At 62.4% G+C, this 22,073-nt stretch carries 18 protein-coding genes; 12 read left to right on the top strand and 6 right to left on the bottom strand.

Annotation, left to right across the window (positions count from 1 at the left end; all coding sequences use genetic code 11):
- Positions 1 to 6: 6 nt before the first annotated feature.
- From LOY31_RS03235 to LOY31_RS03210, 6 genes are all read right to left on the bottom strand, one after another.
- Positions 7 to 801 carry a DUF4123 domain-containing protein gene (locus LOY31_RS03235; RefSeq protein WP_258712817.1) on the bottom strand — a complete coding sequence of 265 codons (795 nt, stop codon included), beginning with the start codon at positions 799 to 801 and terminating at the stop codon, positions 7 to 9.
- Positions 798 to 2,129, bottom strand: a complete 1,332-nt coding sequence (locus LOY31_RS03230; RefSeq protein ID WP_221534669.1) for a type VI secretion system Vgr family protein — start codon at positions 2,127 to 2,129, stop codon at positions 798 to 800. The genes LOY31_RS03235 and LOY31_RS03230 overlap by 4 nt, the downstream gene beginning before the upstream one ends.
- 232 nt (positions 2,130 to 2,361) lie before the next feature.
- Positions 2,362 to 4,275: an arginine decarboxylase gene (gene speA, locus LOY31_RS03225; RefSeq protein ID WP_011332271.1), complete on the bottom strand. Its 1,914-nt coding sequence runs from the start codon at positions 4,273 to 4,275 to the stop codon at positions 2,362 to 2,364.
- A 218-nt stretch (positions 4,276 to 4,493) separates the two neighbouring features.
- Positions 4,494 to 4,865, bottom strand: coding sequence for a translation initiation factor Sui1 (locus tag LOY31_RS03220; protein WP_007951016.1), 372 nt, complete (start codon positions 4,863 to 4,865; stop codon positions 4,494 to 4,496).
- Positions 4,866 to 5,051: 186 nt separating this feature from the next.
- Positions 5,052 to 5,609: an NUDIX hydrolase gene (locus LOY31_RS03215; protein WP_221534671.1), complete on the bottom strand. Its 558-nt coding sequence runs from the start codon at positions 5,607 to 5,609 to the stop codon at positions 5,052 to 5,054.
- A 3-nt stretch (positions 5,610 to 5,612) separates the two neighbouring features.
- On the bottom strand, positions 5,613 to 6,680 hold the full coding sequence (locus LOY31_RS03210; protein WP_039772049.1) for a DUF2333 family protein: 1,068 nt from the start codon (positions 6,678 to 6,680) through the stop codon (positions 5,613 to 5,615).
- 427 nt (positions 6,681 to 7,107) lie between these two features.
- Here LOY31_RS03210 and gcbA point away from each other — a divergent pair, with 427 nt between their 5' ends.
- The 12 genes from gcbA to purD all read left to right on the top strand — a co-directional run bounded on the left by gcbA (position 7,108) and on the right by purD (position 22,034).
- Positions 7,108 to 8,778, top strand: coding sequence for a diguanylate cyclase GcbA (gcbA, locus tag LOY31_RS03205; protein WP_085609200.1), 1,671 nt, complete (start codon positions 7,108 to 7,110; stop codon positions 8,776 to 8,778).
- 50 nt (positions 8,779 to 8,828) lie between these two features.
- The gene (locus LOY31_RS03200; RefSeq protein WP_221534674.1) at positions 8,829 to 10,775 is read left to right on the top strand and encodes a methyl-accepting chemotaxis protein; all 1,947 of its coding nucleotides are present in this window, start codon (positions 8,829 to 8,831) and stop codon (positions 10,773 to 10,775) included.
- A gap of 58 nt (positions 10,776 to 10,833) precedes the next feature.
- On the top strand, positions 10,834 to 12,591 hold the full coding sequence (locus LOY31_RS03195; RefSeq protein ID WP_221534676.1) for a protein-disulfide reductase DsbD: 1,758 nt from the start codon (positions 10,834 to 10,836) through the stop codon (positions 12,589 to 12,591).
- 132 nt (positions 12,592 to 12,723) lie between these two features.
- Positions 12,724 to 13,179, top strand: coding sequence for a type II 3-dehydroquinate dehydratase (gene aroQ, locus LOY31_RS03190; protein ID WP_221534678.1), 456 nt, complete (start codon positions 12,724 to 12,726; stop codon positions 13,177 to 13,179).
- Between the two features lie 24 nt (positions 13,180 to 13,203).
- The gene (gene accB, locus LOY31_RS03185) at positions 13,204 to 13,671 is read left to right on the top strand and encodes an acetyl-CoA carboxylase biotin carboxyl carrier protein (protein ID WP_007951023.1); all 468 of its coding nucleotides are present in this window, start codon (positions 13,204 to 13,206) and stop codon (positions 13,669 to 13,671) included.
- A 17-nt stretch (positions 13,672 to 13,688) separates the two neighbouring features.
- Positions 13,689 to 15,047 carry an acetyl-CoA carboxylase biotin carboxylase subunit gene (gene accC / locus LOY31_RS03180; protein ID WP_064593229.1) on the top strand — a complete coding sequence of 453 codons (1,359 nt, stop codon included), beginning with the start codon at positions 13,689 to 13,691 and terminating at the stop codon, positions 15,045 to 15,047.
- A 166-nt stretch (positions 15,048 to 15,213) separates the two neighbouring features.
- Positions 15,214 to 16,092 (top strand): 50S ribosomal protein L11 methyltransferase, encoded by an 879-nt coding sequence (gene prmA, locus LOY31_RS03175; RefSeq protein WP_007951025.1) that lies wholly within the window; start codon positions 15,214 to 15,216, stop codon positions 16,090 to 16,092.
- A 30-nt stretch (positions 16,093 to 16,122) separates the two neighbouring features.
- Positions 16,123 to 17,391, top strand: a complete 1,269-nt coding sequence (locus tag LOY31_RS03170; RefSeq protein WP_221534680.1) for a DUF3426 domain-containing protein — start codon at positions 16,123 to 16,125, stop codon at positions 17,389 to 17,391.
- A gap of 185 nt (positions 17,392 to 17,576) precedes the next feature.
- Complete coding sequence (gene dusB, locus LOY31_RS03165; RefSeq protein ID WP_221534681.1) at positions 17,577 to 18,587, top strand: tRNA dihydrouridine synthase DusB; 1,011 nt, start codon at positions 17,577 to 17,579, stop codon at positions 18,585 to 18,587.
- Positions 18,584 to 18,904 carry a DNA-binding transcriptional regulator Fis gene (fis, locus tag LOY31_RS03160; RefSeq protein ID WP_002555375.1) on the top strand — a complete coding sequence of 107 codons (321 nt, stop codon included), beginning with the start codon at positions 18,584 to 18,586 and terminating at the stop codon, positions 18,902 to 18,904. Before dusB ends, fis begins: the two co-directional genes overlap by 4 nt.
- An 82-nt stretch (positions 18,905 to 18,986) precedes the next feature.
- Complete coding sequence (purH, locus tag LOY31_RS03155; RefSeq protein ID WP_102688348.1) at positions 18,987 to 20,594, top strand: bifunctional phosphoribosylaminoimidazolecarboxamide formyltransferase/IMP cyclohydrolase; 1,608 nt, start codon at positions 18,987 to 18,989, stop codon at positions 20,592 to 20,594.
- Positions 20,595 to 20,741: 147 nt separating this feature from the next.
- On the top strand, positions 20,742 to 22,034 hold the full coding sequence (purD, locus tag LOY31_RS03150) for a phosphoribosylamine--glycine ligase (RefSeq protein ID WP_221534683.1): 1,293 nt from the start codon (positions 20,742 to 20,744) through the stop codon (positions 22,032 to 22,034).
- Positions 22,035 to 22,073: the final 39 nt, after the last annotated feature.

Genomic DNA, 22,073 nt, shown 5'->3' with positions numbered 1-22,073 from the left:
GGCGTTTCACGACGGGTCGTTCAGCCAACGCCGACGCAACAGCTCAAGCCGCTCCCGTGGGGTCAATCCTTGCGGCAGCGGCGTCAGCTCGGCACGCGGATGCTGCAAACGCAGCCACAACCAGTCGTCCAGCAGCGCCTGCTCGCTGAACCCCAGTTCCAGGCCTTGCTCTTGAAAGGAAGACATCAGCCGATAGTCGTTCCCTGTCGCCTGACTCCAGCGCCAGACATGCTGATCCAGCAGGCAACGGTGCAGGCGTTCGCGCTGTCGGCGGGTCAGGCTTTGTTCGATCCGCAGCGGCTCCACGGCCAGCCCCGGATTGCGCAGTTGCTGCCAGCCCTGACTGCCACCGGCCAGATCGGCCCACGTCCCGCCGAACCAGCGCAGCCACCCGATCGGCCCGAGCCAGCAGCTCAACTGCCGGGCATCGCAGGCATCGAAAAAGTAGCTGGCGGTCTGCCGATTGTAGAAATTGAGCAGTGCCCGGTGATTCAGGCCGACGGACACGGTCAACATCCGCTGCAAGTGTTCGCGCAATAACGGCGCCGAGGCCTCGCTGCCCAGCAGCAGCCCTTGCCAGGTCAGCGGATCGGCGTGGCAGAGCGCCGACAGCGCCGGGCTGTCATGCAGGTCGATCAGCCACGGGCCTTGTTCACTGACCGGCTGGAACTCCGTACCGTCAAACAGCTTCAGGCTGTGCACACCGGCAAATCCCTGGCGTAACGTCTGCACGGCCTGTGGTGCCTGTGCGATATCCAGCAACAACCATTGAGCGCGCTGTCCGGGGGCCGCGACGCTCATCTTCCGTCGCTCGTTTTGAGCCCGGCGACCAATCGACAGCTGCACAGTGACGCCGCGCAATGCCGATAACTGCCACCGCCCGGTATCAGGCACAACAACAATAACGGCTCGGCCGCTTTCAGCCATTGAGGCAGGCCCGCGCTCGCCAGACGCTCGGGCAGTGCTGACGGTGCATCATCCTCGATGGCTTCGGTGAGTGCCGGAACCTGCAAGACGCCGCTGATCACGGGCTGCTCTGGGTCACCTTCCAGAAAGCTCACCACCACCTCCACCCCGTCCTTCAATGATGCCATCGGCGTATCGGCCAACGCCGGAGCCAGCGGCAGCCAGCAGTGGCTGGGACGGGCCCCTTCCCCCTGATAGAGCCAGTCGAACTGAACGGCCACCGGCCGCACGGCATCCGGTTGCGCCTCCTCGACCGAGACCACCCACGCGCGTTGTGGGCTGCACATGCGCGCGCCCCGGTATTCAACGGATGATCGGGGCATCGGCAACTGGTCAGCGGCAAAGATCCGGTTGCTGTAGGGCGGCTCAAGCGACTGATCGGCCCGATGCTCGATTCGGCTCACCAGCCAGTGCGCATTCGCGTCTGCCAGGGGCTGGCCGGAAATCGTCAGCCAGTGACCACTGCGCAGGGTTGGCGAATCGGAGTGCCCCTGCGCCGTGCGTGTCCGCCGCGAACCTGCTGCATGCAGGCGCGCGTGTTCGCCCAGTTGCCAGCGGCTCACATCCTCGCCCTCGCATCGCAGGTTCCCGGCGCGTGGCAGTCGAGCCGGGTCATCCCCGAACACCAGGCAATGCCCCCTGCCCCCATGTTCGAAGTGATAGTGAATGCGTGCCTGGCCGCACAACCGCTGCATCAATTCCAGATCCGACTCGCCGTACTGGGTGCAGAACGTGCGGGGCGGATAGGCGTTCTGCAAATCAAACCGGCGCCCGTTGCCACTGATGCCGTGCTCCCTGAGCACCTGATCAAGAATCTGTGGTATCGAAAGATCACTGAAGATGCGCTGGCTGTAACGCAGGCCCAGGCAGCTCAACCGAGGCCCGAGTCGCGCCCGAAACAACCGGGCACCGCGCCCCTGTTCATGCTGGACAAGACTGTGCAACTGCCCGTGAACACCATTGCCACAAGGCCCGAAACACAGGCGCGCCGAACGGTACATCAGGCCGGCAAGGTCCAGGTGCGGATCATCGACCAGCACGTCGATCTCGAATGAAAAAGGCTCGCTGATGGCTTCGCAACCCGTGAATGCCAGGACTTCAAGCGAGTCGGACAGGCCCGCTACATCGAGACGAAACGACGGCTCGTCGGCTGGATCGAACATGGGGGAATTCTCTACAGGGGGGCGGGCGGGGATTCTCGCCGAGACCCATGGCCGAGTAGAGGGCCGAACTACAAATTCGGAAATGACCTACGCGAAAAGCAGACGACGTCACTTTGCTCGCCTGGAAGCAAGCCGTTTCGCGAAGAGAAAAAGAAGCGTCTCACCTGGTTGTCTGAAACGTCCGCGGTGAGCGGAACAATTTCAGACAACCCGATGAAAGCGGAACCTGGCCTCAGGAAGACAGGTAGGAGGAACGGGTCAGACCCAGGCGCAATGCATCGAGGAACTGGGTGCGCTCGCTGGCGCTGATGCGGGCACTGGCGCATTTGTCGCGGTAGTGGGTCATCAGCTCTTCCGGCGACAGGTGCACGTAGCGCAGCATGTCTTCGATGGTGTCGTGGGTTTCAATGCCGGCGTGGTACACGCTGCCGTCGGCGTTCTGGTAGATGTTCACCGAGTCGGTGTCACCGAACAGGTTGTGCATGTCGCCGAGGATTTCCTGATAGGCGCCGACCAGGAACACGCCCAGCAAGTAATCTTCACCTTCGTTCAGCGCATGCACCGGCAGGCTGGTTTCGATGCTCTGCTCGTCGACGTACTGGTTGATCTTGCCGTCGGAGTCGCAGGTCAGGTCTTGCAGAACGGCACGACGCAGCGGCTCTTCGTCGAGACGGTGCAGCGGGATGATCGGCAGGACCTGATCGATCGCCCAGGTGTCCGGCAGGCTCTGGAATACCGAGAAGTTGCAGATGTACTTGTCGGCCAGCTTGTCGTTGAGTTCGTCCAGCACCTGACGGTGCGAACGCTGACGCGCCTTCAGCGAGTTGTGCAGGCGACGGCACACCGCGAAGTAACATTGTTCGGCCAGGGCTTTCTCGGCCAGGGTCAGTTTGCCGTCGGCGTACTGGGCGGCCACGTCGCTCATGTAGTGGGTGGCGCGCCAGTAGGTTTCGGTGACCATTTCGATGTCGGTCGGACCGAGCAGGTCAACCAGCCACTGCACGGTTTCCGGCAGTGCTTCCTTGTTCTCGATCTGCGGCACGTCGTCGTTGTGCTTCTCGACGTCGGTCACCTGCACCACCAGCATGGCGTGGTGCGCGGTCAGCGAGCGGCCGCTTTCGGAGAAGATGTGCGGATGCGGCAAGGCCTGCGCGTCGCAGAACTCTTTGAGCATGCCGACCACGACACCGGCGTAGTCATCCATGTCGTAGTTGATCGAACTGGCGTTGCGCGAGTGGGTACCGTCGTAGTCGACGCCCAGGCCGCCACCGACGTCGATGTGATCGACCGGCAGACCGAGGTTGCGCAGCTCGCCGTAGTAACGGATCGCTTCCTTGAAGCCGTGCTGGTAGTCAGCGAGGTTGGCGATCTGCGAACCCATATGGAAGTGCAGCAGGCGGATGCCCTGATCCAGGCCCGCCGCGCGGAAGCGCTCGACCACGGACAGCAGTTGCGCCGCCGACAGGCCGAACTTGGATTTCTCACCACCGGTGTCCGCCCACTTCGACGATGCCAGCGACGACAGACGCACGCGCAGGCCGACCTGCGGCTTGACCTTCAGCGAGGCGGCTTCTTCGATCACCAGACCGACTTCGGATTCTTTCTCGATCACGATGAACACGTTGTGACCGAGCTTCTGGCCCATGAGCGCCAGACGGATGAACTCGCGGTCCTTGTAACCGTTGCAGACGATGGTGCCGCCCTTCGGCGCCAGCGCCAGCACCGCCAGCAGCTCAGGCTTGGAGCCGGCTTCCAGACCGATGGAAACGTTCTGGGTGGCGATGATGTTCTCGATCACCGCTTCCTGCTGGTTGACCTTGATCGGGTACAGCGCGGTGTATTTGCTCTGGTATTCCAGACGCTCGATGTTCGCATCGAAAGCGCCGGTCAGCTGACGGACGCGGTCTTGCAGAATGTCGGGGAAACGCACCAGCAGCGGCAGGGACAAGCCACTTTTGCGCAACTGGTCGACTTGTTCGAACAGATCGATGGGCGAGCTGCTCGGGCCGTTCGGACGAACTTCGACGCGACCGGCGTCATTGATCGCGAAATACCCGGCCCCCCAATGGCGAATCCCGTAAACACTGCGGCTGTCCGCAACTGTCCATTGGCTGCCATCGTCTTTGCGTGTGCGTCGTACGGACATCGAAGTCCCCTATAAAGAAGTCATAGTGCGTCGCCTGATCTCAGGCCGGCGCAGTCTAAAGAATGAAAATGACGGTTCGTCAGCGGGGCGGTAGACCGCGCTGACAGCGTTGAGTTTAGAAACCGGTCATGAACAGGCTCTGTGAAAACCATGGAAACGACGTCAGGCCCAGGAACTCTGGAGCTGAATCAAGCCGCCGGTGGGTTTCACAGAGGCTGCTAGCCGCCGGACTTCTTCGCCTTGAAACCGTGCTTGACCAACTCGGCCAGGAGCAGCTCGACATGGTCGCCCTGAATCTCGATGATCCCGTCTTTCAACGCACCGCCGGTACCGCAACGTTTCTTCAACGTTGTCGCCAGCTCCTTGAGCGCGTCTTCGGCCAGAGGCACGCCGGTGATGGTGGTCACCGTCTTGCCGCCACGGCCCTTGCTCTCGCGGCGCACGCGGGCAATGCCGTCGCCGGCCGGGATCACGGTTTGTTTGCAGATACAGGCGTCCACCGGCTTGCTGCATTCCGGGCAATGACGACCTGCGTCGGTGGAAAATACCAGGCCGCCCAGGGCGGCGAAGGATGCGGCTTTTTTGGCCACCGGCAATCCTCTCGGGAGGACAAAGACTGATCGCAGCCTTGGGCAAGGCTATCGACCGCGAAGCCCCACTCAGGCAGGGGCAGCGCTACTGTGCCATGAGCTCCTGAAAGCGGGCCGGCACAGCTTGAAAAGGTCGCGCAGTGTAACGGCAAAAACGCCGATTGCTAAGTGCCAATCGGCGCCAATTTATGTGTTCTTTGCGACGTCGCTTTGCTGAGCCTTCAGATAGCGTTTCAACGCGGCCAGAGAGTCCGGGCAATAAGGCTTTTGCTGGATTTCCAGCATGACCTGCTCGACCGGAATAAAGCGCGCTTCGAGCACTTCTTCCGGCTGCAGGATCAGCGGCCCGTCCCACACCGCCGAAAACGCCGAACACCAGAGGCGATTGCCGGTGTCTGCGAAGTAGAAATGGTCGTGGGCCGTCAGCTCGACGCCGCTCACTCCCAATTCTTCTTCCAGTTCACGGGCCGCCGACTCGGCGTAGGTCTCGTTCGCCTGCACCATACCGCCTGCCGCCACGTCCCAGTAACCGGGATAGATGGCTTTGCTCAACGTGCGCCGATGCACGCAGAGTTCACCGGCGGAGTTGAACAGCATGATGTAGGTGCCACGGCCGATCAGTCCGCGCTCGCGCAGGTCGGAGCGCACCAGGGCGCCGAGCAGGTTGTCCTGCTCGTCGACCCAGGCGATCTGTTCGGCATCCGAGGCGGCGCGGTGGGCCGCCTCTTTGGCGCTCTCGTCCATGACTCAGCCCTGATTGAGCAGTTGACGCAAATCGATCACGGCGGCGTTGGCTCGGGAAATATAGTTGGCCATGACCAGCGAGTGGTTGGCCAGCACACCGAAGCCGCTGCCGTTGAGGATCATCGGGCTCCAGATCGGCTCCTGCGACGCCTCCAGCTCACGAATGATCTGACGCACGCTGACGGTCGCGTTCTTCTTCGCCAGCACGTCGGCGAAATCGACCTCGATTGCGCGCAGCAGGTGCGACAGCGCCCAGGCCTGGCCGCGGGCTTCGTAGAACACGTTGTCGATCTGCATCCACGGAGTCTCGACGACTTCCTCGTCGACCTGCGGCACTTCACCCACCGCCGGCACTTCGGTTTTCAGCGCGGTGTTGAGCTTGACCCGGCCAACGCTGGCCGACAGGCGTTGCGACAGCGAACCGAGACGGGTGCCCACATCGCCCAGCCAGTTGTTCAGGTTGTCGGCGCGGGCGTAGAACAGCGCGTTTTTCTGGGTCGGGTCGGAGAGGCGCGCCTGATAACGGCTCAGGGAATTGATGCCTTCCTGATATTCCGACTCGCTGGACGGCAGGATCCAGCTCTTGTTGTCGAAGTTGAAGCGCGGCTCGGCCTTGGCCAGGTCGGCGTCTTCAGCCGATTGCGACTGCGAACGGGCGAAATCCTTGCGCAGGGCACGGGTCAGATCGCGGACCTGCACCAGCACGCCGTATTCCCAGCTCGGCATGTTGTCCATCCACAGGCCTGGCGGGAAACGGTCGTTGGAAATGTAACCGCCCGGCTTGTCGAGCAACGTGCCGGCCACGGTTTTCAGGGTTTCGACGGTGGTGTAGCCGACCACCATCTGCTTGCCCTCTTTCTCGGCGGCAACCTGGGCGTTCTGCGCCACGGGAAACAGCGCCGGCTCCTGGCTCCAGTACCAGCCCAGGCCGATGGTCACCAACAGGTAAATGGCGACCAGCGTGGCCAGCGCCCGGCTGAACAACAGCCCGCCGACATAGCTGCGGGCGGCCGACTTGGGCTCGGCGGCACGTTCAGGCGCGCTGCCCGCGCGGTTCTTCCAGTCCAGCATGGCGATATCCTTTCAATCTTGGGTTCAACGGTTCGACCACAACCATACAACAACGTGCCTCGACCGGGCACCCGTCAATATTGACAGGCGTTGTCTCGCCACCCGACACGAGGCCCGGACAGGCCGCCCTAAGGGATTCCCCGATATCCGATTCACCACCAATTCGATGCCGATACCCGCAACGCGACAGCACAAACACCCTGCCCCACCTTTCTCATCCTCCGAGAAATTCACCGGCGCACAGATCGGCAAATGCCCGGTAGATGGGACTTCCCCGACGATCAGGTTCAAATTGAAACCCGGCAGTCAGAAACTGAATGACGTCGTACCGCAGATTATTGACGTACGACACTCATGTAAGGGAAAAGAGGTGCTAGCATAGAGCCACCAGTCGATCTCAGCATGCACCCTAACTAGTAGTCAGGATATGACCGAGCCAGAAGACCCCAGCCGCGAGCGCCTCAAGCACCACTTTGCCCAGCGGGTAATTCATCAGGCACGTCAGATTCTTGAGATATGGCAGCGCCTGCAACGCAGTGAGTGGTCCACTGCCGATCTCGCCGAACTGAGCGAGGCCAATCTGCGCCTGCTGCGTTTTGCCGAGCGCTTCGAACAGCCCGAACACACGCAGCTGGCCCGCCACATCAGCCAGTCGCTGGAAGCGGTGGACGCCAATCGCGGGCGCCTGAGCAGCGGCCTGATCACCGATCTCAACCGTTTGATGCAGCGCTTGTCGCGCACCGGCCTGCGCCATGGCGATCAGCTTGATCAGACCTTTCTGCCGCCCCTGCGCAAACCGATCTACGTGATGCTGCAGGATCACGACCGCGCCGAGCGGCTGGCCAAGCAGCTGGAGTTTTTCGGTCTGAGCGCCCAGGCGCTGGACAGCGTGTCGGCGTTTCGCTCCTCGATGGTCGAGCGCCTGCCGGCCGCGATTGTCATGGACGTGGATTTCAGCGGCGCCGGCGTCGGCCTGAAACTGGCCGCCGAAGCTCAGCAAGGTCTGGAAGAACCGCTGCCGCTGCTGTTCTTCAGCCTGCACGAAACCGACACCCCGACCCGCCTCGCGGCGGTGCGCGCCGGTGGCCAGGAATTCCTCACCGGCACCCTCGAAGCCTCGAGCCTGCTGGAGAAGATCGAAGTCCTGACCTGCGTCGCCCAGTACGAACCCTATAAAGTGCTGATCATCGACGACTCCCGCGCCCAGGCCCTGCATACCGAACGCCTGCTCAACAGCGCCGGGATCGTCACCCGCACCTTGATCGAACCGATCCAGGCCATGGCCGAGCTGGCGGACTTCCAGCCGGATCTGATCATCCTCGACATGTACATGCCGGCTTGCACCGGCACCGAGCTGGCCAAGGTCATCCGCCACAACGACCGCTACGTCAGCGTGCCGATCATTTACCTGTCGGCCGAAGACGATCTGGACAAGCAACTCGACGCCATGAGCGAAGGTGGCGATGACTTCCTGACCAAGCCGATCAAGCCGCGCCACCTGATCACCACTGTGCGCAACCGCGCCGCCCGCGCGCGCAACTTGAAGGCACGGATGGTCCGCGACAGCCTCACCGGCCTGTACAACCACACGCACATTCTGCAATTGCTCGAAGACTGCTCGTTCCGCGCCCGCCGTGAGAACAAGCCGCTGAGCTTTGCGATGCTCGACATCGACCACTTCAAGCGGGTCAATGACAGCCACGGCCATCCCATGGGCGATCGGGTGATCAAGAGCCTGGCGCTGTTTCTCAAGCAGCGTCTGCGCAAGACCGACTTCATCGGCCGTTACGGCGGCGAGGAATTCGCCATCGTCATGCCGGACACCGATATAGAAGCGGCGCACAAAGTGCTCGACGAAATCCGCCAGCGCTTTGCCGAAATTCACTATCCGGCCCAGCCGCAGGATCTGTGGTGCACCTTCAGTGCCGGCGTGGTGGAAATGCACGACGACTCCGACAGCCTGATGATGGCCAGCCAGGCCGACGAGGCGCTGTACCGCGCCAAGGGCGAAGGACGCAACCGGGTGCAGACCGCGCGCGACTCAAAGCAAAGTGCCACTTTTTCATCGGATTCGACCCAATCGGTCATAACCCTGTAACAGAACCGCAATAAATTCAGGCGCTTACCATTCTGCCGTTGGTAGCCGTCATGCGCCTGAAGTTGCTCACCAATCTCAATACTCTGTTGCTGGTCGCCGTCTGCGTGGCCCTCGGCGCCACGCTGTGGTGGTCGCAGAAAGCCCTGGAGCGCCCGTATCTGTTGATGGAGCGTTACCTGGGACTGTCGCAGCAATTTCAGAATGACGTGGCACGCAACGTCGAGGATTACCTCGCCAGCGGCGACGCCCTGCGCCTGAGCAGCGCCAGCCAGGCCATCGATCAATTGCAGAAAGAACTCGGCGAGCTGCCGCCCGCGCTGGCCGACACACTGCGCCCGAGCCTCACCGGCCTCGACGAATTCAGCAAGACCGACCTGCTGGCCGCCGGCAAACTGGCCGGTGATCCGCAGGCCCTGCTGTTGCAGGCTGAGCGCGAATTGAGCGCCAGCCTCGACCAGCTCAGCACCTACGCCGGCGGCAACGCGACCTACCTGACGCCCCTGCTGGTCGCATCTCAGCATCTGGGCAAACTGTCGCTGGCCCGGGACAAACTGGTCAGCAGCGGACGCAGTGAACTGGCCGCCGATGTCGAGCGCGAAGTCAGCAACATCCGCACCCAGGCCCAGACGATCGACGCCCTGCCCTTGCTCGGCGTGGTCGCCAGCAGTGAGTCCGGCAGCGACGATTTCGCCGCGATGATGGGCATTGAAAGCACGGAAAAAGCCGCTGCCGAAGACGCCGGCGTCGGCCTCAAACGCGAGCTCAACAGTTTGCTCGGCCGTTACCCGGCCGAGCTGGCGCGCACCCGCGAGCAGATCCAGAAACGCACCGACCTGAGCACCGCGACCCACCAGAAAATCGCTGCCGTGCAGCAGGCCATCGCTGGTCTCGAACCCGTGGTGCGTGCCCAGCACGGGCAGATCCAGGGCGAAGTGCGGCTGATGCAAGGCGTGATGATCGGCCTGATCCTGCTGATCGCGCTGCTGATCGACACCCTGCAGCGACGCCTGGCCCGCACCCTGACCAACCTCGCCCCAGCGCTGTCGACCTGGGCCGAAGGCGATTTCAGCCGCGACATTCATCTGGGTAAGACCAACCGCGAACTGCACGACATCGAAGCCTCGCTCAATCGTCTGCGTGCCTATCTGGTGGATCTGGTCGGGACGATTCGCGGCAATGCCGAGCAAGTGGCCGGCAGCAGCCGCACCCTCGCCGAACTGAGCAATGACTTGCACAGCGGCGCCGAACATCAGGCCGGCGATACCGCGCTGATCCGTGATTCCCTCGGCGAACTGGAAGCGACCATCCAGCAAGTGGCCGGCGATGCGCGCCAGGCCGCCGACGCCAGTCGTCATGCCGGACTGGCCGTCGAACATGGGCAACAAGTGATCGGCCAGAGCCTCACTGGTCTGCACGCACTGGTCGGCGAAGTGCAAGGCAACGCGCAGATGATCGAACACCTGGCCGAAGAGTCGGCAACCATCGGCGGCGTGCTGACGGTGATCCGCTCGATTGCCGACCAGACCAACCTGCTGGCGCTCAACGCGGCGATCGAAGCCGCCCGCGCCGGGGAGATGGGCCGTGGTTTTGCCGTGGTGGCCGAAGAGGTCCGATCACTGGCGCAACGCACCGCCGGCGCCACCGCGGAAATCCAGACCCTGATTGCCGGCCTGCAAACCGCCGCCCGGCAATCGGTCGAGGGCATGCGCGCGCAGGTCGAACACGCCGAGGCCACGGCCAATCAGGCGCAATCGGCGGACGGGGCACTGGACAAGATTGTCGGCGCGATCCAGACCATCTCCGACACGGCCGTCCGCATCGCCGACATCACCGCCCAACAGAGCGGCGCGGTCAGCGAGATCCGCGATCACAGCGAGCGTATTCACCAATTGGGCGGGGACAATCTGCTGCGCATCGGTCAGGGCCGCGAGCAAGGCGAGAACCTGCTGTTACTGGGCGGTCAGCTGCACACCGCCGTGCAGGCGTTCCGCGTGTGACACACAGCGCAGGGCCAAGTCCGCTATCATTCCCGCACCTTTGATTCGCGAGATTGTCATGCGCCGTCTGCTCTGCCTGCTGTTTTTCGTCTTCGCCCTGCCGGCCGGCGCCGCCGGTCTGTTCGACAGCAAACCCAGCGCCACGCTTGGCTCGGTCAACAACAGCGCCGATTTCCTGCCGGTGCGCGAAGCCTTTCAACTGAGCCTGGTCGAGAGCACGCCGCAATCGGTCAAACTGCGCTTCGTCGCCACCGAAGGCTATTACCTCTACCGCCATCGCTTCCAGTTTCGTGCCGAGCCTGCCGAGGTAAAACTTGGCGCCGCACAACTGCCCCAAGGCGAACAGAAACACGACGAGTATTTCGGCGACGTCGAGGTCTACCACGGCATTCTCGATGTGGAGCTGCCGCGCAATGATTCCCGGGCGTTTACGTTGGCCGTCACCTATCAGGGCTGTGCCGACAAGGGTTTGTGCTACCCACCGGAAACCGAACGCCTGAGCATCGAGGGCAACGCAGCGGCAAGTGACGCGTCCGCTCCGGTGACGGATTGGGACTGGCGTGATCTGGCGCTGTTCTTCCTGGCGGGCCTGGGCCTGACCTTCACGCCTTGTGTGTTGCCGATGCTGCCGATCCTGTCCGGCGTGGTGTTGCGCGGGCAGGTCGGCGGTTGGCGCGGCTTCAATCTGTCGCTGGCTTATGTGCTGCCGATGGCGGCGTGCTTCGCGCTGCTTGGCGCGCTGATGGGGCTGTTCGGCGCGCAACTGAATTTGCAGGCGCGGCTGCAATCGGCGTGGGTGCTGGTGCCGTTTGCGATGTTCTTTGCGGTGTTCGCGCTGGCGATGTTCGGCGTGTTCGAGCTGAAACTGCCGCACTTCATCAGCAGCCGCCTCGACCGGATCGCCGGGCGTACTGAAGGCGGCTCGCTGTGGGGCGCGGCGGTGTTGGGCGTGGTGTCGAGTCTGCTGGTATCCCCGTGTGTTTCCGCCCCGCTGGCCGGCGCGCTGCTTTATATAAGCGCCAGCGGCGATGCGCTGGGCGGCGGCCTGAAGCTGTTCATGCTCGGGCTGGGCATGGGCGCGCCGCTGTTGCTGGTGGCCACCGGCGGCGCAGCGTGGCTGCCGAAAAGCGGGCCGTGGATGATGTACGTGAAGAACGGCATCGGCGTGTTGCTGCTCGGGTTGGCCATCGGGTTGCTCAGCCGGGTGTTGCCGGGGCAGATCACCTTGCTGCTGATCGGCCTGCTGGCCGGCGGTGTCGGCCTGTTCCTCGGCGCTCTGGAATTCGTCTACAAACCGCCGCGCAAACGCCTCGGCCAGTTGCTCGGCATGTTCCTGCTGTTTTATGCGCTGGCCTGCTGGTACGGCGCGTTCAGCGGGCAGACCGACCCGCTGAATCCGATAGCCCCGGCACGCCTTGCCGACAGTGGCTCGACCGCGCAAAACAGCGGTTCGTGGCAGACCGTCAGCACCCCGGCGGAACTGGATCGAGTGCTGCTCGAAGCGAAAACCGCCGGCACCCCGCTGCTGCTCGACTGGTACGCCGACTGGTGCATCAGCTGCAAAGTCATCGAACACGAAGTGCTCAATGACGCGACAGTCGTCGATCGGCTCAAGGGCTATCGGCTGATCCGCTTCGATATCACCGCGAGCAACGCCGAACAGCGCACCCTGCTCGACCGCTACAGCCTGTTTGGCCCACCGGCGCTGATGTTCTTCGGCAAGGACGGGGTGGAACGTCGCGATGTGCGGGTGATCGGCGAGATCAACGCCAGCGACTTCGCCGAACGTGTCGCCAAAGCGAATGACCGGATTTAATCAGTCAGTCACATATTTTGCGCAAACATCGGTCATCGTGCTGGCTATTGCAGAGAACTGGACAGTCACAAAGTCTTTGCGGCATAGTCGCCGGGTTCTGACGAAGGCTCACCCATAACAAGGAACACGCAGATGGCAACGCTACTGGTGCTGCACGGCCCCAACCTGAACCTGCTCGGCACCCGGGAACCCGGGACCTACGGGTCGACCACCCTGGCGCAGATCAATCAGGATCTGGAACGCCGCGCCCGTGAAGCCAGCCATCATCTGCTGTATCTGCAAAGCAACGCCGAGTACGAATTGATCGACCGCATCCACGCCGCACGCGGCGAGGGCGTGGACTTCATTCTGATCAACCCGGCAGCATTTACACACACAAGTGTCGCATTACGTGACGCGCTGCTGGGAGTGAGCATCCCATTCATCGAAGTGCATTTGTCCAACGTGCACAAACGCGAACCTTTCCGCCATCACTCTTACTTCTCCGACGTAGCGGTAGGAGTGATCTGCGGCCTTGGCGCCAGCGGTTATCGACTGGCCCTGGAGGCTGCACTAGAGCAGCTTGAACAACAAGCTATACGCCCCTGACCGACCCTTGGGAGTTGATGATTCATGGATATCCGTAAAGTTAAGAAACTGATCGAATTGCTGGAAGAGTCCGGCATCGACGAGCTCGAGATCAAGGAAGGCGAAGAGTCCGTACGCATCAGCCGTCACAGCAAGACCCCGGCGCAGCAGTATTACGCACCGGCTCCGATGCAGGCTCCGGCCGCTGCACCTGCCGCCGCTGCCGCTCCGGTTGCTGCTGCAGCAGCTCCGGCTGCCGCTGCTGCTCCAGCGCTGAACGGCACCGTTGCCCGTTCGCCGATGGTCGGCACCTTCTATCGCAAATCTTCACCAACCTCGCCGTCCTTCGTTGAAGTCGGCCAGACCGTGAAGAAAGGCGACACCCTGTGCATCGTCGAAGCCATGAAGATGATGAACCACATCGAAGCTGAAACCAGCGGTGTGATCGAGTCCATCCTCGTCGAAGACGGCCAGCCGGTTGAGTACGACCAACCGCTGTTCACCATCGTTTGAACTGCGGAGAGCCTTTGATGACTGCGAAGTTGGAAAAAGTTCTGATCGCTAACCGCGGTGAGATCGCCCTGCGGATTCTGCGTGCCTGCAAAGAGATGGGCATCAAGACCGTCGCCGTTTACTCCAAGGCCGACAAAGAGCTGATGCACCTGGGTCTGGCAGACGAATCCGTCTGCATCGGCCCGGCTTCTGCCGCTCAGTCCTACCTGCACATCCCGGCCATTATCGCGGCCGCCGAAGTGACTGGCGCTACCGCCATTCACCCAGGCTACGGTTTCCTCGCGGAAAACGCTGATTTCGCCGAGCAGGTCGAGAACTCCGGCTTCGCCTTCATCGGCCCGAAAGCCGAAACCATTCGCCTGATGGGCGACAAGGTATCGGCCAAGCACGCGATGATCGAAGCGGGCGTGCCAACCGTTCCAGGTTCCGACGGCCCGCTGCCGGAAGACGAGGAAACGGCACTGCGCATCGGTCGTGAAGTCGGCTACCCGGTGATCATCAAGGCCGCCGGCGGCGGTGGTGGTCGCGGCATGCGCGTGGTGCACAAGGAAGAAGACCTGATCGCCTCGGCGAAACTGACCCGCTCCGAAGCAGGCGCGGCGTTCGGCAACCCGATGGTCTATCTGGAAAAATTCCTGACCAACCCGCGTCACGTCGAAGTGCAGGTTCTGTCCGACGGCCAGGGCAACGCCATCCATCTGGGTGACCGCGATTGCTCGCTGCAACGCCGTCACCAGAAGGTTCTCGAAGAAGCGCCGGCACCGGGCATCGACGAGAACGCGCGCAAGGAAGTCCTGGCCCGCTGCGTCAAGGCGTGCATCGACATCGGCTACCGTGGCGCCGGCACCTTCGAGTTCCTGTACGAGAACGGTCGTTTCTACTTCATCGAAATGAACACCCGTGTTCAGGTGGAGCACCCGGTTTCGGAAATGGTCACCGGTATCGACATCGTCAAGGAGATGCTCAGCATCGCCGCTGGCAACAAGCTGTCGTATACCCAGGATGATGTGGTCATCCGCGGTCACTCGCTGGAATGCCGGATCAACGCTGAAGATCCAAAGACCTTCATGCCGAGCCCGGGTACGGTCAAGCATTTCCACGCTCCAGGCGGCAACGGCGTTCGCGTCGATTCGCACCTGTACAGCGGTTATGCCGTTCCGCCGAACTACGACTCGCTGATCGGCAAGCTGATCACTTACGGCGCGACCCGCGACGAAGCCATGGCCCGCATGCGCAATGCCCTGGACGAAATCGTGGTCGACGGGATCAAGACCAACATCCCGCTGCACCGTGATCTGACCCGTGACGAAGGCTTCTGCAAAGGGGGCGTGAACATTCACTACCTCGAGCACAAGCTGGCTGGCGAGAAGCACTAAGCTTCAGCCCGCACCAGACAAGGCCGCCTTCGGGCGGCTTTGTTGTTTCCGAAGGTTTCATCTGCTCACACATTCCCCGCTCCCACAAAACCGTCGCGCTCGCGTAAACTTGCGCGCTTCTCGCAGGCCGCTAGGCTGCAATCAATCTTTTTCACAGGTGCCCGCCATGCCTTGGCTGCAAGTCCGTCTCGCCATCAGCCCAGAACAAGCCGAAACCTACGAAGACGCTTTCCTTGAAGTGGGCGCCGTTTCGGTGACCTTCATGGACGCCGAAGATCAGCCGATCTTCGAACCGGAACTCAATACCACCCCGCTGTGGGCGCACACCCACCTGCTGGCCCTGTTCGAGGGCGGCACCGAAGCCGCTCCGGTACTGGCCCATCTGGAACTGCTGACTGGCAGCCCGCTGCCCGAGCACCACAGCGAAGTGATCGAAGACCAGGACTGGGAACGCAGCTGGATGGACGGTTTCCAGCCAATGCGTTTCGGTCAGCGCCTGTGGATCGTGCCGAGCTGGCACGCCGCACCGGAGCCGGACGCGGTCAACCTGCTGCTGGACCCGGGCCTGGCATTCGGCACCGGCACCCACCCGACCACCGCCCTGTGCCTGGAATGGCTGGACGGCCAGGACCTGAAAGACTGCAACGTGCTGGACTTCGGCTGCGGCTCGGGGATTCTGGCGATTGCCGCCCTGCTGCTCGGCGCGAAAGAAGCCGTCGGCACCGACATCGACGTGCAGGCACTCGAAGCCTCCCGCGACAACGCCGGGCGCAACAACATCGCTGACGAACTGTTCCCGCTGTACCTGCCGGAAGACCTGCCGCAGGTCAAAGCCGACGTACTGGTCGCCAACATTCTGGCCGGTCCGCTGGTTTCCCTGGCGCCGCAACTGTCCGGCCTGGTCAAGTCCGGCGGGCGCCTGGCGCTGTCCGGGATCCTCGCCGAACAAGGTGACGAAGTCGCTGCCGCCTACGCGCAGGACTTCGATCTCGACCCGATCGCCAATCGTGATGGCTGGGTGCGCATCACCGGCCGTCGGCGCTAGAATGACCGCCTGCTCAATCCGGATCGCCGCATGACCGACAGCTTCGTCACCCAGTGCCCGCATTGCCAAACCAGTTTCCGTGTCAGCCACGCTCAGTTGAGCGTGGCCCGCGGGGTGGTTCGTTGCGGCTCCTGCCTGCAAGTGTTCAATGCCGCCAAGCAATTGCTGGAGCAACACGCAGGCAAGGAAGCGGTCACGCCAGTGGCGCCGTTGATCAGCGAACCACCGCCGATCAGCGAGCCTGCGCCTGTCGAGCCGCCGGCCATCGTCGAAGCGCCCGAGCCGCGCGCCACCAGCCAGAAGCAATGGAGCGCCGCCGAGCTGGATCTGGACAGCCTGGATCTGGACGAAGAACTGGCCCGCCTCGAACAACGGGAAATCCAGCCGACCACCGAGTTCGGTCGCCCGCGCGAAGACGCCCTGAGCGCTCGCCGCGATAGCCACGAACCGGAAGACACGACGTGGCCGGACAGCCTGTTCAGCGAACCGGCAGATGAGCGCGCACCCGAAGTCGAAGATGAACCCGACGTCGTCGAGCCCGAGCCGATCAAACCGGAGCGCACTGAACCTTCGCTGTCGCTGGAGCCGGTGGATCTCGATGACGAACCGCCGATCCCGCAACTGCGTCTGCACGATCCGATCGACCCGAATGCCCGCCGCGAACGCCTGTCGGCCAGCGACGACGTCGACGACGAACTGCCACTGATCGAACCTGCGCGCAAAAAACGCGAACGTGTCGAATCCAGTGTTCGCGCCGAAGCCTTGCAGGATCTGACCGATGATCCGCTGCAACTGGACTGGCAGAAACGCCGCTCGCCCTGGGGCCGCCGCCTGCTCTGGCTGTTGCTGATCGTACTCGCCGCTGCCGGCCTGGGCGGACAGTACATCGCCTATCACTTCGATGAACTGGCGCGTCAGGATCAATACCGGCCGTGGTTCCAGCAACTGTGCCCGCAAATCGGCTGCACGGTGCCGTCCAAGGTCGATATCGCCAAGATCAAGAGCAGCAATCTGGTGGTGCGCAGCCACCCGGAATTCAGCGGTGCGCTGGTGGTGGACGCGATCATTTATAACCGCGCGCCGTTCTCGCAGCCGTTTCCGCTGCTGGAGCTGCGCTTCGCCGACCTCAACGGTCACCTGATCGCCAGTCGTCGCTTCAAACCCGGCGAATACCTCAACGGCGACCTCGAAGGCATGGCGGAAATGCCGCCGCAGACGCCGATCCACATCGCCCTGGACATCCTCGATCCAGGCCCGAAAGCCGTGAACTACAGCCTGAGTTTCCACTCGCCCGAGTGAAACGCTTCACCGCTCCCGGATTGACGACAGTTTTCTGACTGCGCAGCGCACGACCAAACCGGCGGTAATAACAGAATAACTGTTCAGATTTTGTTCAATTCAGCCTTTATCCAGTCATCGAGAGCGGGTATCATGCCAACCCTTTTTCGAACTCTCATGATCCGGCCCCACTTCAGGGAAGTCCTATGTCGGCGGTACGCATCGGCCCATATACATTGCAGAACGGCTTGATCCTCGCCCCGATGGCGGGTGTCACCGACCAGCCCTTTCGTCAGCTGTGCAAGCGTCTGGGCGCAGGGCTTGTAGTCTCGGAAATGGTCACCAGTGACATGAGCCTGTGGAACACCCGCAAGTCGCGCATGCGCATGATCCACGAAGGCGATCCCGAGCCACGCTCGGTGCAGATCGCCGGTGGCGATGCGCAGATGCTGGCGGATGCTGCCCGGGCCAACGTCGAACTGGGCGCACAGATTATTGATATCAACATGGGTTGCCCGGCGAAGAAGGTCTGCAACAAGGCCGCCGGCTCCGCGTTGTTGAAGGATGAGGCACTGGTTACCGAGATCCTGAACGCCGTCGTGGCGGCAGTTGATGTGCCGGTGACCCTGAAGATCCGCACCGGATGGGATCGCGACAACAAGAACGGCCTGACCGTGGCGAAGATCGCCGAGCAGGCCGGGATCACGGCGCTGGCGGTGCATGGCCGCACCCGCGCCGACCTGTACACCGGCGAAGCCGAGTACGACACCATTGCCGCGATCAAGCAGGCGGTGTCGATTCCGGTCTTTGCCAACGGCGACATCGTATCGCCGGAAAAGGCCCGCTACGTGCTCGACGCGACCGGTGCCGATGGCCTGTTGATCGGCCGAGCTGCCCAGGGGCGGCCATGGATTTTTCGCGAGATCGAACACTTCCTGCGTACCGGCGAAAAACTGCCGGCGCCGGAGCTGATCGAGGTGGAACGCATTCTGCTTGAGCATCTGGCCGCCCTTCACACCTTCTATGGGGACGTGATGGGCGTGCGAATTGCCCGCAAGCATGTGGGCTGGTATCTCGCAACCTTGCCGGGCGCCAGGGAGTTTCGCGCCCACTTCAATCGTTTGGATGGTACGGAAACACAATGCGCCAACGTTCGGGAGTTCTTCGCCGAACGTTACAAGAGCCTGACAGGGGACGGAGAAGGGGTGGCCGCATGACGATGATGACCGAGACTTTAGTGAGTGGAACAACACCCGTGAGCGACAACGTGAATTTGAAACAGCACCTCAATACCCCGAGCGAAGAAGGCCAGACCCTTCGCGGGAGTGTCGAGAAGGCGCTGCACAATTATTTCGCCCACCTTGAGGGCGCGTCCGTCACGGACGTGTACAACCTGGTGCTCTCCGAAGTCGAGGCTCCCCTGCTCGAAAGCGTGATGAACTACGTCAAGGGCAACCAGACCAAGGCCAGCGAGCTGCTCGGACTGAACCGCGGCACGCTGCGCAAGAAACTCAAGCAGTACGATCTGCTGTAAGCATTCAATCAAACCAGAAAGGCGCCCGCGTAAAACCGGTCGCCTTTTTTGCTGACTTCCCTTGCTTTTGATGGAAATTGAGATGACCGACCAGACTACCCGCCTGCCGATCCGCCGCGCCTTGATCAGTGTTTCCGACAAGACCGGGATCCTCGAATTCGCCAGGGAGCTGGAAGCCCTGGGCGTGGAAATCCTTTCCACCGGCGGGACCTTCAAGCTGCTGCAGGACAACGGCGTGGCCGCAGTGGAAGTCGCGGATTACACCGGTTTCGCAGAGATGATGGACGGTCGGGTGAAAACCCTGCACCCGAAAATCCACGGCGGGATCCTCGGTCGTCGCGGTATCGACGACGCCATCATGAACGAGCACGGCATCAAGCCGATCGATCTGGTAGCCGTCAACCTGTACCCGTTCGAAGCCACCATCAGCAAGCCAGGCTGCGACCTGCCGACCGCCATCGAGAACATCGACATCGGCGGCCCGACCATGGTCCGTTCGGCGGCGAAAAACCACAAAGACGTGGCCATCGTGGTGAATGCCAGCGATTACGCCAACGTCCTGGAAAACCTCAAGGCCGGCGGCCTGACCTACGCTCAGCGTTTCGACCTGATGCTCAAGGCGTTCGAACACACCGCCGCCTACGACGGCATGATCGCCAACTACATGGGCACCGTGAACCAGGCCGCTGACACCCTCAGCACCGAAGGCCGCAGCGAATTCCCGCGCACCTTCAACAGCCAGTTCATCAAGGCCCAGGAAATGCGCTACGGCGAGAACCCGCACCAGAGCGCGGCGTTCTACGTTGAAGCCAAGCCTGCCGAAGTCGGCATCGCCACCGCGACCCAACTGCAAGGCAAGGAACTGTCGTACAACAACGTGGCCGACACCGACGCCGCGCTGGAATGCGTGAAGAGCTTCGTCAAACCGGCCTGCGTGATCGTCAAGCACGCCAACCCGTGCGGCGTGGCCGTGAGCCCGGACGCCGAAGGCGGCATCCGTCAGGCCTACGAACTGGCCTACGCCACTGACACCGAATCGGCGTTCGGCGGCATCATCGCCTTCAACCGTGAACTGGATGCCGAGACCGCCAAGGCGATCGTCGAGCGTCAGTTCGTTGAAGTGATCATCGCCCCAAGCGTAAGCGAAGAAGCCCGCGCCATCGTTGCAGCCAAGGCCAACGTGCGCCTGCTGGCCTGCGGCGAGTGGTCGGCCGATCGCGTTCCGGCCTGGGACTACAAGCGCGTCAACGGCGGTCTGCTGGTACAGAGCCGCGACATCGGCATGATCGGCGCCGACGACCTGAAAGTGGTGACCAAGCGCGCCCCGACCGAACAGGAAGTCCACGACCTGATCTTCGCCTGGAAAGTGGCCAAGTTCGTCAAATCCAACGCCATCGTCTACGCCAAGAACCGTCAGACCATCGGTGTCGGCGCCGGCCAGATGAGCCGCGTGAACTCGGCGCGTATCGCGGCGATCAAGGCTGAGCACGCCGGCCTGCAAGTGGCGGGTTCGGTAATGGCGTCGGACGCGTTCTTCCCGTTCCGCGACGGTCTGGACAATGCGGCCAAGGTCGGTATCACGGCGGTGATCCAGCCGGGTGGTTCGATGCGTGATGCTGAAGTGATTGCTGCTGCCGATGAAGCAGGCATTGCCATGGTATTCACCGGCATGCGCCATTTCCGTCACTGATACACAGATTCAAATGTGGGAGCGAGCCTGCTCGCGAATGCAATCTGCCAGCGACGTTGACGTTGACTGACACACCGCTTTCGCGAGCAGGCTCGCTCCCACATAAAGCGCTCCAGCAGCGCCTGACAGAATTTTGAGGTTTTTGAAATGAATGTTTTGATCATTGGCAGCGGTGGCCGCGAACACGCACTGGCCTGGAAAGTGGCTCAGGATCCGCGTGTGCAGAAAGTTTTCGTGGCACCGGGCAACGCCGGCACTGCGATTGAAGCCAAGTGCGAAAACGTCGCCATCGACGTGCTGGCCCTCGAGCAGCTCGCTGACTTCGCCGAGAAAAACGTTTCCCTGACCATCGTCGGTCCGGAAGTGCCATTGGTGGCCGGCGTCGTCGACCTGTTCCGCTCCCGTGGCCTGGACTGCTTCGGTCCGACCGCCGGCGCCGCGCAGCTGGAAGGCTCGAAAGCCTTCACCAAGGATTTCCTGGCGCGCCACAAGATCCCGACGGCCGACTACCAGAACTTCACCGAAATCGAGCCGGCCCTGGCTTACCTGCGTGAAAAAGGCGCACCGATCGTGATCAAGGCCGACGGCCTGGCCGCCGGTAAAGGCGTGATCGTTGCCATGACCCTGGCCGAAGCCGAAGACGCCGTGCGCGACATGCTCGCCGGCAATTCCTTTGGCGACGCCGGTTCGCGCGTTGTCATCGAAGAATTCCTCGACGGCGAAGAAGCCAGCTTCATCGTCATGGTCGACGGCAAGAACGTTCTGCCGATGGCCACCAGCCAGGACCACAAACGCGTCGGCGACGGCGACAGCGGCCCGAACACCGGCGGCATGGGTGCTTACTCCCCTGCACCAGTGGTCACCGCCGACGTGCACCAGCGCGTGATGGACCAGGTGATCTGGCCGACCGTGCGCGGCATGGCCGACGAAGGCAACGTCTACACCGGTTTCCTGTACGCCGGTCTGATGATCGACAAGGCCGGCAATCCGAAGGTCATCGAGTTCAACTGCCGTTTCGGCGATCCGGAAACCCAACCGGTGATGCTGCGTCTGCAATCGAGCCTGGTGCTGCTGGTCGAAGCCGCACTGGCCCAGGCGCTGGACAAGGTTGAAGCACAGTGGGATCCACGTCCGAGCGTCGGCATCGTGCTGGCCGCCGGCGGTTACCCGGGCGACTACGCCAAGGGCGCGCCGATCAACGGTCTGGACGCAGCCGCCGCACTGGAAGGCAAGGTCTTCCACGCCGGTACTGCGCTCAAGGACGGCAAGGTCGTGACGGCCGGTGGTCGGGTGCTGTGCGCCACTGCCATGGGCGCCAGCGTTGGCGCTGCGCAGGAGCAGGCCTACAAACTGGCCAAGGCCATCGACTGGGAAGACTGCTTCTACCGCACCGACATTGGCTACCGCGCCATTGCCCGTGAACGCGGTGAGTCTCAGTAATAAGCTACGCTGTGTTTCCGGCAGGGGCTCATCGCCCTT

It is taken from the genome of Pseudomonas sp. B21-021 (genome assembly GCF_024749205.1).
Taxonomy (GTDB): domain Bacteria; phylum Pseudomonadota; class Gammaproteobacteria; order Pseudomonadales; family Pseudomonadaceae; genus Aquipseudomonas; species Aquipseudomonas paraglycinae.
This window is presented reverse-complemented; position numbering and strand designations above follow the sequence as displayed.

What these genes read in the sequence shown, in the direction of transcription:
- speA (WP_011332271.1), bottom strand. Translation starts at nt 4,275, where the DNA reads ATGTCCGTACGACGCACACGCAAAGACGATGGCAGCCAATGGACAGTT.
- accB (WP_007951023.1), top strand. Translation starts at nt 13,204, where the DNA reads ATGGATATCCGTAAAGTTAAGAAACTGATCGAATTGCTGGAAGAGTCC.
- prmA (WP_007951025.1), top strand. Translation starts at nt 15,214, where the DNA reads ATGCCTTGGCTGCAAGTCCGTCTCGCCATCAGCCCAGAACAAGCCGAA.
- LOY31_RS03215 (WP_221534671.1), bottom strand. Translation starts at nt 5,609, where the DNA reads ATGGACGAGAGCGCCAAAGAGGCGGCCCACCGCGCCGCCTCGGATGCC.
- LOY31_RS03230 (WP_221534669.1), bottom strand. Translation starts at nt 2,129, where the DNA reads ATGTTCGATCCAGCCGACGAGCCGTCGTTTCGTCTCGATGTAGCGGGC.
- purD (WP_221534683.1), top strand. Translation starts at nt 20,742, where the DNA reads ATGAATGTTTTGATCATTGGCAGCGGTGGCCGCGAACACGCACTGGCC.
- LOY31_RS03195 (WP_221534676.1), top strand. Translation starts at nt 10,834, where the DNA reads ATGCGCCGTCTGCTCTGCCTGCTGTTTTTCGTCTTCGCCCTGCCGGCC.
- gcbA (WP_085609200.1), top strand. Translation starts at nt 7,108, where the DNA reads ATGACCGAGCCAGAAGACCCCAGCCGCGAGCGCCTCAAGCACCACTTT.
- LOY31_RS03235 (WP_258712817.1), bottom strand. Translation starts at nt 801, where the DNA reads ATGAGCGTCGCGGCCCCCGGACAGCGCGCTCAATGGTTGTTGCTGGAT.
- purH (WP_102688348.1), top strand. Translation starts at nt 18,987, where the DNA reads ATGACCGACCAGACTACCCGCCTGCCGATCCGCCGCGCCTTGATCAGT.
- aroQ (WP_221534678.1), top strand. Translation starts at nt 12,724, where the DNA reads ATGGCAACGCTACTGGTGCTGCACGGCCCCAACCTGAACCTGCTCGGC.
- LOY31_RS03170 (WP_221534680.1), top strand. Translation starts at nt 16,123, where the DNA reads ATGACCGACAGCTTCGTCACCCAGTGCCCGCATTGCCAAACCAGTTTC.
- LOY31_RS03210 (WP_039772049.1), bottom strand. Translation starts at nt 6,680, where the DNA reads ATGCTGGACTGGAAGAACCGCGCGGGCAGCGCGCCTGAACGTGCCGCC.
- dusB (WP_221534681.1), top strand. Translation starts at nt 17,577, where the DNA reads ATGTCGGCGGTACGCATCGGCCCATATACATTGCAGAACGGCTTGATC.
- LOY31_RS03200 (WP_221534674.1), top strand. Translation starts at nt 8,829, where the DNA reads ATGCGCCTGAAGTTGCTCACCAATCTCAATACTCTGTTGCTGGTCGCC.
- accC (WP_064593229.1), top strand. Translation starts at nt 13,689, where the DNA reads ATGACTGCGAAGTTGGAAAAAGTTCTGATCGCTAACCGCGGTGAGATC.
- fis (WP_002555375.1), top strand. Translation starts at nt 18,584, where the DNA reads ATGACGATGATGACCGAGACTTTAGTGAGTGGAACAACACCCGTGAGC.